This window comes from Pandoraea sp. B-6 (genome assembly GCF_000282835.1).
Taxonomy (GTDB): domain Bacteria; phylum Pseudomonadota; class Gammaproteobacteria; order Burkholderiales; family Burkholderiaceae; genus Pandoraea; species Pandoraea cepalis.
Map to the genome: position 1 here is coordinate 35987 of NZ_KB290519.1, position 8820 is coordinate 44806.

10 protein-coding genes and 1 tRNA gene are annotated in these 8820 nt (G+C 59.3%); 8 read left to right on the forward strand and 3 right to left on the reverse strand.

What is annotated here, in order from left to right:
- The 8 genes from A985_RS0111565 (at window position 1) to A985_RS29815 (ending at window position 7722) form a co-directional block, all read left to right on the forward strand.
- Window positions 1–624 (forward strand): acyltransferase, encoded by a 624-nt coding sequence (locus A985_RS0111565; protein WP_026131873.1) that lies wholly within the window; start codon window positions 1–3, stop codon window positions 622–624.
- Complete coding sequence (locus tag A985_RS0111570; protein ID WP_017233564.1) at window positions 621–1829, forward strand: hypothetical protein; 1209 nt, start codon at window positions 621–623, stop codon at window positions 1827–1829. Before A985_RS0111565 ends, A985_RS0111570 begins: the two co-directional genes overlap by 4 nt.
- On the forward strand, window positions 1826–3061 hold the full coding sequence (locus tag A985_RS0111575) for a glycosyltransferase family 4 protein (RefSeq protein ID WP_026131874.1): 1236 nt from the start codon (window positions 1826–1828) through the stop codon (window positions 3059–3061). The genes A985_RS0111570 and A985_RS0111575 overlap by 4 nt, the downstream gene beginning before the upstream one ends.
- Window positions 3062–3070: 9 nt before the next feature.
- Complete coding sequence (locus A985_RS25160) at window positions 3071–3733, forward strand: DapH/DapD/GlmU-related protein (protein WP_017233566.1); 663 nt, start codon at window positions 3071–3073, stop codon at window positions 3731–3733.
- Between the two features lie 60 nt (window positions 3734–3793).
- On the forward strand, window positions 3794–4948 hold the full coding sequence (locus A985_RS0111585; RefSeq protein WP_017233567.1) for a DegT/DnrJ/EryC1/StrS aminotransferase family protein: 1155 nt from the start codon (window positions 3794–3796) through the stop codon (window positions 4946–4948).
- The gene (locus A985_RS0111590; RefSeq protein ID WP_017233568.1) at window positions 4948–5538 is read left to right on the forward strand and encodes a sugar transferase; all 591 of its coding nucleotides are present in this window, start codon (window positions 4948–4950) and stop codon (window positions 5536–5538) included. The genes A985_RS0111585 and A985_RS0111590 overlap by 1 nt, the downstream gene beginning before the upstream one ends.
- Window positions 5539–5713: 175 nt before the next feature.
- Window positions 5714–7591, forward strand: coding sequence for a nucleoside-diphosphate sugar epimerase/dehydratase (locus tag A985_RS25165; protein WP_232424601.1), 1878 nt, complete (start codon window positions 5714–5716; stop codon window positions 7589–7591).
- Window positions 7591–7722, forward strand: coding sequence for a hypothetical protein (locus A985_RS29815; protein ID WP_157211439.1), 132 nt, complete (start codon window positions 7591–7593; stop codon window positions 7720–7722). Before A985_RS25165 ends, A985_RS29815 begins: the two co-directional genes overlap by 1 nt.
- On the opposite strand, the gene pseH is transcribed toward A985_RS29815, so the two are convergent.
- From pseH to A985_RS29225, 3 genes are all read right to left on the reverse strand, one after another.
- On the reverse strand, window positions 7669–8208 hold the full coding sequence (gene pseH / locus A985_RS0111600; RefSeq protein WP_017233570.1) for a UDP-4-amino-4,6-dideoxy-N-acetyl-beta-L-altrosamine N-acetyltransferase: 540 nt from the start codon (window positions 8206–8208) through the stop codon (window positions 7669–7671). The two genes, A985_RS29815 and pseH, sit on opposite strands and share 54 nt — an antisense overlap.
- A 37-nt stretch (window positions 8209–8245) precedes the next feature.
- A tRNA-Ala gene (locus tag A985_RS0111605) sits at window positions 8246–8321 on the reverse strand.
- 124 nt (window positions 8322–8445) lie between these two features.
- A partial coding sequence (locus tag A985_RS29225) for a 5'-nucleotidase C-terminal domain-containing protein (protein WP_232424602.1) occupies window positions 8446–8820 on the reverse strand: 375 nt, incomplete at its 5' end.

The following is an 8820-nucleotide window of genomic DNA, read 5'->3' on the forward strand; positions in this document are numbered from 1 at the left end:
ATGTCGAGATTATTCAAACTGACGTTCCTTTGGCGATGGTGGGTCACCCTTCGTCATTTGCCACTCGGGGTGCGCATCCATCCGCGGGCATTCGTACGCGCCAGCCTGTCGCAAGTACGATTTGCGCGCGGCACTCGGATCGCCCGCGAAGTGCTGATCAACCTGCCGGACGGTGGGCAATTCTCGGCCGGGGTCGGCGTATGGTTGTCCCATGGCATCGAAATCGAATCGACGACGCGTGTCGACATTGGCGAAGGCACGACCATTCAACGCCGCGGTTCGTTCAACGGCACCGTCTCGATCGGACGCGGGTGCCTCTTCGCGCCGAACGTCTTCATTTCCTCCGGCTCGCACATATTTTCTGCCTGGCCCGAGTTGCCCATTCGCGAACAGGAAGCTCGTTACGCAGCCCTAGCCCCCGACCAGCGTCCCGCCGGCTTCGAGGATAAGCCTGTCACGATCGGCGACGATTGCTGGATCGGCGTGAACGTCGCCATCATGCCCGGCGTCACCATCGGCACCGGCTGTGTCATCGGTGCCAACTCGGTCGTCACGAAGTCACTGCCCCCGTATTCCATCGCGGTCGGTTCGCCGGCCGTTGTCAAGGCAAAGAGGGGCGCATGAACACAGCATTGCTCAGACGGCTGGCTGACCTGATTCGCACCGGTGCGGTCACCGGGATTTTCTCGATTTACTACCTTTATTACCTGACCGACTTCAAAGATGGCGAAGTGACGCAGTTACCGCCATACATCGCGCTGGCCAAGTATGCGGTCTTCGCCGTGTTTCTGGTCAGCCTGCTGCCGTTCCGGATTTCAACGCGCTACCGCGATGACATTCTGTACGTCCCTCTCTTCGCGATGTGCGGTCTGAGCTACATTGGGGCAATCGCGATGGGATTGGAGAATCCGACCGCGCTGTTCCTCAATACACTCATTTTCCTGCCGGTCTTATTCTCGGCGCGCATGACGGAAACGGGGCTTAATGATACGTTCCGTCTCGTCAAGAACATCATTCTCGTGCAGTGTGTGCTGGGGTTTGCGCTGCGCGCAGTCGGCATCGATCTCTGGACGGGGGGAGCCGTCTCCGGCGGCGTGGGCAACCCGAGTTCGTTCGGGCTGCTGTGCTGCGTGTCCTATCTGTATGTGGATACGTTCAGCACCAAGGCGCGTTTCGAGTTGCCGCAGAAGGCCATTCTGGCACTTGGCGCCGTGGCGACGAACTCAGTGTTTTCGCTGCTCACGATTGGCGCCATCGTGCTTCTGGTCGAGGCACGCAACCGCCGGCTGTTCTTCATCCTGCTCGCCTTTATCCCGGCAATCGTCGTTGCCTCATGGCTGATAATGCGCGCAGAGGCGTCGGGGGCGCCATCGTTCCTGGTACACAAGATCCTCGCGGTGCTCAATTTCGTCGGACTGGTCGATTATGAGGTGACCGCTGGCATCACGGGCGGCCGGATTGCCGATCACATCAATCTCGTGCTGGGCTACATCGATAATCCCAGGACGATGCTCTGGGGTCACATCGACTCCACGGCATATCTGCCCGCGGACAGTCAATACGTCAGCTACCTGGCGTCGTTCGGTATTCCGCTGAGCGTATTGTTCGTCTTCGTGAATTTGCGGATCTATCTGCGTGCGGGCTCCGCCCGAGTACTGCAAACACCCCAACTCCAGTTCTTGCGTAACGCGTTGGTCATCTTCATGATCAACTTCTTCGTGAACCGAATCCTGGATTATTTCCCGATGATGTTCATCTTTCTGATGATCGTGATCGGTCTCGCCCGCAGCCCATCGCTCGCCGAAGTCAACTCAGCAGAAGCAACATGAAAGTCTGGATCGTCAATCCCTACGGTAGCCTTCCCGGAGAAGCATGGCGCGAGTATCGCAGCGCAATGCTGGCGGACGCGTTTGCCCGTGCAGGGCACGAAGTCACTTGGTGGATTTCGAACTTCGAACACCGCTCCAAGAAGTTCCGCTGCGAAGGTTATAGCGAGCGAGCGCTCGACTCCGGTGTAAAAGTCCGCATTGTGCCGACGACCACCTACCGCAGCCATGTGTCTGTCGACAGAATTCGCAGCGAGCGCACGTTCGCATGCAACGTCGCCAAGATCGCCGCACAAACTCCGGAAAACAAGCCCGACATCGTAGTGCTCGCCGAGCCGTCGGTCTTTTATGGCAAGCCCATCGTCAAGATGGCAAAGCAGTTCGGTGCCAAGCTCGTCGCCGACATCATCGACATCTGGCCGGAAGTCTTCGCGATGATTCTGCCGAAGGCCGTGCGACCGCTCGAGCGCCTCCTGCTAGCACCGCTCTACCGTCGGCGCGCATCGATCCTAAAGGCATGCGACGGGATCGTCGGCGTTTCCGAGGACTACCGCCTCGTCGGTCATCGTGCAGCGCCATCGATGCCGTCTGACGTTTCATACTGGGGTGTCGATGTCGCGATGATGCGCGAAGCGATGCAGCGCGAAAACGGTGAAGTCCACGAGAAACTCGGACTGCCGCCGAAAGCACCGGGCGAAGTCTGGGTGATCTACGCGGGCACGCTGGGTGCCGGGTACGATATGGCGTCGATTCTGGCCGCGGCCGAATCGCCGCGACTGGCGGGCAAGCCCGTCAAGTTCCTGTTCGCGGGTGACGGCCCGCAACGCCCGCTGCTCGAAGCCGCGGGTGCCAAGACAGGCACCAATGTCGTCTATCTGGGACGTCTTGACCCCAACGATCTCAACCTTTTGTACAAGTATTGCGACATCGGCCTGAGCACGTATCTGGCGCACTCGACGGTCTCTATGCCAATCAAGTTCTACGACTACCTGGCCGCCGGCGTCGCCACAATAAACTCGCTCGACCGCGAAATCAAACGTCTGATTGCGGATCACGAACTCGGCATGCAGTACACGCCCGGCGACGGCGATTCGCTCGCAAAGGCGATCGCCACACTGGCCTCGGACCCCGAGCGTCTGGCGCGCTGCAAAGCGAATGCCGCTAGACTCGGCCCGCGCTTCGACCAGTACCTCCAGCACGACGCGTTCGTACGCTTCGCCGAAGGTCTGAAATAGGTTCCAACCATGTTCCGCAAACTCTACCTCTCACCGCTCGGCTATCTGATCTCGCTGGTGCTGAACGTGCTCGGCGCGGTTTCTCGGCCGTTCATGGTCTACGGCTATGTATCGCGCAAAGATGGGCGATTTCTGCGTTTCACGCGCGTGAGCTCGAATGCCAAGATTCTGGACGCCGCAAATCTCAAGATCGGCGATCACTGCTGGGTCGGCCCGCACTGCCTGATCGACGCGAGCGGTGGGGTGGAGATCGGCGAAGGCGTACAGATCAGTTCGCTCAACGCCGTGCTCTCGCACAGCAGTCACGTGTCGGTGCGCCTTCTGGGCAAGCAATTCATCACGACGCCGACGCCGCAACGGCTGGGATTCATCAAATCGCCTGTAGTGATCGGCGACTTTACATTCGTCGGGAGCGGCGCGATCATCTTGCCCGGAACGCAGATTGGCAAGGGTTGTGTCATCGGCGCCGGCAGCCTGATCCGTGGACATATTCCGGATCATTCGGTTGTCGTCGGCAATCCTGGCCGCATCATCGGCACGACGGACAAATACGACGCTGAATTCGTGCGCAGCGGCGCCGTCGACGCCACATTCTTCGATTCGGCGCGATTGGCAGAGTTGAAGGCTGGTACGACCGATACGGCCAACGCAGCACCCACGCAAAGTCACTAAGACAAGACCCCCGGTCATCCGGGCACTCAGACACCTTCTCGCAAAACAAGGACTTCGCTCATGACGGCCAAATTCCTTCCCTTCGCCCAGCCGGAAATCGGAGAGGCGGAAATCGCCGAAGTCGTGGACACGCTGCGTTCCGGCTGGGTCACTACCGGCCCCAAGACCAAGCAATTCGAAGCGGATTTTGCTGCCTTCCTGGGCGGCGGCGTGGAAGCCATTGCGGTGAACTCGGCAACGGCCGGACTGCATCTGGCGCTCGAGGCGGTTGGCGTCGGTCCCGGCGATCAGGTCATTACCACGACGCACACGTTTACGGCGACCGCGGAAGTCATCCGTTACCTGGGCGCCGATCCCGTCTTCGTTGACGTCGACCCGAACACGCTCTGCATTGATATCGATGGCATGGAGCGCGCGATCACGCCGGCGACCAAAGCAATCCTGCCCGTGCACTTCGGTGGCCGTGCCGCCGACATGCAACGTATTATTGCGATTGCCAAGCACCACAACCTGCGCGTTGTCGACGATGCCGCTCATGCGCTGCCCGCCACGAGCAACGGCGAACTGATCGGCGCGATGGATACCGACGCAACCGTGTTCAGTTTCTACGCGAACAAGACCATTACCACCGGCGAAGGCGGCATGGTCGTTACGCGTCATCCGGAAGTGGCCAAGCGTGCGAAGATAATGCGTTTGCACGGCATTAGCCGAGACGCTTTCGACCGCTTCACGTCGACCGCACCGAGCTGGTACTACGAGATCGTGGCCCCGGGCTTCAAGTACAACATGACGGACGTGGCCTCAGCCATCGGCCTGCATCAATTGAAGAAAGCGCATGCGTTCCACGAACGCCGCGAAGCGATCGCGACCCGTTACAACGAGGCATTCGCCGATCTGCCGATGGTGCTTCCTCCGCTTGCGGCCAAGGGCGATGTTCACTCGTGGCACCTTTATGTCGTCCGTCTGACGGATGCTTCGCCGTTGAACCGCGACGCGCTCATCGAGCATCTGTTCAAGCAAGGCATCGGGTGCAGCGTGCACTATATCCCGCTGCACCTCCAACCATACTGGCGTGACCAGTACCGTCTCTCGCCTGAAATGTTCCCTGTCAGTCATGACATCTATACGCGCACCCTCACACTGCCGCTGTACACGAAGATGACCGATGAAGACGTCGAGCGCGTGGTGAGCGTTGTACGAGGCGCGCTGAGCTGATGTTTGCTAAACGCGTCTTCGATGTGCTCGCGAGTGCGGTGGGGCTGATCGTGCTATCCCCCGTGTTCCTCGTGATTGCCATCGCCATCAAGAGAGAGTCGCCGGGACCGGTGTTTTTCCGCCAGGAACGCGTGGGCCTTCACGGCTGCCCGTTTCTGATTCACAAGTTCCGGACGATGCGCCTGTCCAGCGACGGCCCGCTGATTACGATCGGTGCCGACCGTCGCATCACGCGCAGCGGTGCTTTGCTGCGGCGGCTGAAGCTCGACGAACTGGCGCAATTGATCGACGTGTTTCGCGGCACCATGAGTCTCGTGGGGCCGCGTCCGGAAGTGCCTAAGTACGTGGCACTTTATCCGGAGGACATCAAACGTATTGTGCTGAGTGTTCGACCGGGCATCACGGATCTCGCGTCGATCGAGTATCGAGACGAAAACGCACTCTTGGGGAAGAGTGACGATGCCGAGCGAACCTACATCGAAGAAGTCATGCCCGCGAAACTGGCGTTTTGCGTCAAATATGTGCGAAATCGCTCTTTTATGCTGGACTTACGCATTATTTTCCGGACTTTCGCTGCCGTTTTCGGGTGAAAGGCAACAGCGTCCGGTTGCGCATTTGCCCCGGCTACAATAACCACAAAACCACCGGGTTCAAGAGAGTGTAACGATGCGACGTATCACCCAATGGCCGCGCTCGACGAAGAGCGCCGTAGTGCTATCGGCAGATGCCATTCTTCTTCCGCTGTCCTTCTGGACGGCCATCGGTTTGCGCCTCGATGTCTGGTCGCTGCCGCAAATCCACGCTTGGTGGGTCTATCTGCTGCCTCCGGCAACCGCGATCCCGATTTTCATTCGTCTTGGATTGTATCGTGCCGTCGTTCGGTACATGGAAGGCCGAGCCATGCTCACCATCGGGCTCGGCGTCACCATCTCGGTGTGGTTGTTGGCCGGGTTGTTATCGCTGCTCTCGCAACCACCGGTACCACGCGGCGCATTGCTCATCTATTGGCTAATCGCCATTCTTTACATCGGGTGCAGCCGCTTCCTCGCCCGCGCGGCATTGCGTCGCTTGCTACAGGAAGACATCTTCCCCCGTCGCGGGGTCATTATTTACGGCGCTGGTAGCGCCGGGTGTCAGTTAGCCGGCGCACTACGTACCGGCCGAGAGTATCGTCCAGTCGCGTTCGTCGACGACAACCGCGAGCTTCAGGGGCTCGTCATGATGGGCCTGCACGTATACTCTCCCAAAGAACTGCCTCGCGTTATTTCGCGATTCAACGTCCGTCAGGTGCTTCTCGCCTTGCCCTCGGCCAGCCGTAGCCGTCGCCTCGAAATCATCAACGGGCTGGAATCGCTGCGAGTCGAAGTCCGCGCAATTCCCGGCATGGCCAATCTGGTCAATGGTGAGGTCGATGTGGCCGATATTCGCGAAATCGACATCGACGAACTGCTCGGCCGCGAAACCGTTCCGCCCAGTGAGCAACTGCTCAGTGCCAACATCCGCGGCAAGAGCGTGATGGTCAGTGGCGCCGGCGGGTCGATCGGCTCGGAGCTATGCCGTCAAATATTGCTGCAAAAGCCGAAGTCCCTGATTCTTTACGAGATCTCCGAATTCGCGCTGTACTCCATCGAGCAGGAACTCTCGCAGATGGCGCGCCGTCACCGGCTTGACGTGCCGATCCTGCCTGCGCTCGGCTCCGTACGTGACGGCGAGCGGGTACGAGAAGTCATGACGCGCTATCAGGTGCAGACGGTCTACCATGCGGCGGCATACAAGCATGTGCCTCTGGTTGAACTGAATGTCGTTGAAGGAGTGCTCAACAACACCTTTGGCACTTGGGAGACGGCGAAAGCCGCCATTGCATCCGGTGTCGAAACCTTCGTTCTGATCTCAACCGACAAGGCTGTGCGGCCGACCAATGTCATGGGCGCCAGCAAGCGTTTTGCAGAGTTGGTGTTACAGGGACTCGCGCACAGCAAGACGAGTTGTACGCGATTCTGCATGGTGCGGTTCGGTAATGTGCTGGGCTCGTCAGGTTCGGTCGTACCGCTGTTCCGGCGTCAGATCGATGTCGGCGGCCCGGTCACGGTGACGCACCCGGATATCATTCGCTACTTCATGACAATTCCCGAAGCTGCACAGCTCGTGATTTCCGCTGGTGCATTGGGCGGAAATGGCGAAGTGTTCGTCCTGGATATGGGGCAGCCGGTCAAGATCGTGGATCTCGCCCGCCGGATGGTTCACCTGAGCGGCTTCTCGGTTCGCGACGCACAAAATCCCGACGGCGACATCGAGATTTCGTTCTCGGGGCTGCGTCCCGGTGAAAAGCTCTATGAAGAGCTGCTGATCGGCGGCGACGTGCTGAGCACGGTGCATCCGAAGATCATGATGGCCAACGAGCACCTCCTGCCATTGCCCGAGCTCGAAGCTGCGCTCGGTCGACTCCGTTCGGCATGTGAGCGTGGTGATCACCAGACGATTCTCAACGTACTGCGCCAATGTGTGTCGGGTTTCCGTCCGGACAGCGAAATTCGCGACCTGCTCTTCACTACGCCTTCCGCCGCAACGGCTGCGGCTGCGGCTACAGCAACTGAACTGAGACAGGCGAAGGTAATTTCCGTCCATCGCGTCAACGACAAGTAATTCGCAGGTGGCTGGCGGCGTGCGGAAGCACTACGGGTAGCCGCCGCCAGGCACGCTTCGCTCAGGTCGCCCCGACTTCAGGCTTCGTAGCGATAAGGCGGGGTATTGGCTATGTGATACTCGCTACGTAACAGGCCGAAGCAAATCAGATCATGGTAAAACCCGTTCTTGAGATGCTGGTCGCGCAGCACACCTTCGCGGGTGAAACCCAGACTCAAGTGCATGCGAATGGACTTTTCATTGAAGTCAAGCGCCTGGCCACAAATTTTGTGCAACTTGAGCGACTCGAAAGCGAATGCAATCGCGACCGCACCTAAACGCTTGCCGGAGCCGCGCGGCGCGTCGGCTGCTGCATAGAAGCCCCAATCGGAAATCGCACCGGGCGTAACGTTCGAATAATTCACGAAGCCTAGCGGTACCTCCCTGTCCTCCACTATCAGTAGACGGCGCGACGCATCGTTCGACATTTTCGAGAACCATTTCGTGTGTTCTTCGAGGCTGATCTCGTGATCGGTGAACATGCAGTGGCGCACTTCCGGACGATTTCGCCAGGCGAGCACGGCACCGAGATCCGCCGAACGCATCGGACGAATGGTGAGCGATTCAGACGTACTCATGAGAATTCCGGCGGGCGCCGACAAGAAAGAGAATCGTTGGTGGAGCGGAGGAGGATCGAACTCCCGACCTTCGCATTGCGAACGCGACGCTCTCCCAGCTGAGCTACCGCCCCACACGAAGCCACAATTATAGCGATTTTTCTCTGCGCGGCGAGGAACCGACCAAATTGCTCGGGAATTGGAAAATTTTCCACATTTCCATCGGGATACGCGCATCTACAGCAGCGCCCTGCCCCCTTAATTCGCCCCCAAATTCCCCTTCATCCCCTTGATGGACGGCACTTTCGGCGCTTTCGCGACCACCGTCTTCTGTGCGCGCAGATACCGCGCCACCACATCCCATACCGCCTCGCCCTGCACTCCCTCGGCCACCGGCGCCCAGCCCGCCACCTTGTATGTCTTGCCCGCCTCGATCAGTTTGCCGTTCAGACGCATCTCCGTGATGCGCTGCCCCATCGGCGCCATCGGGTCGATCGTGTAGTCCATCCCGCCCACGCGCACCATGTCTCCGCCCTGCTGGTAGTACGGATCGGGGTTGAACAGGTTGTCGGCCACATCCTCGAGCACCGTCTTGATCGTCTCGCCGGTCATCGGTGTCAGCGTCGTGTAGGG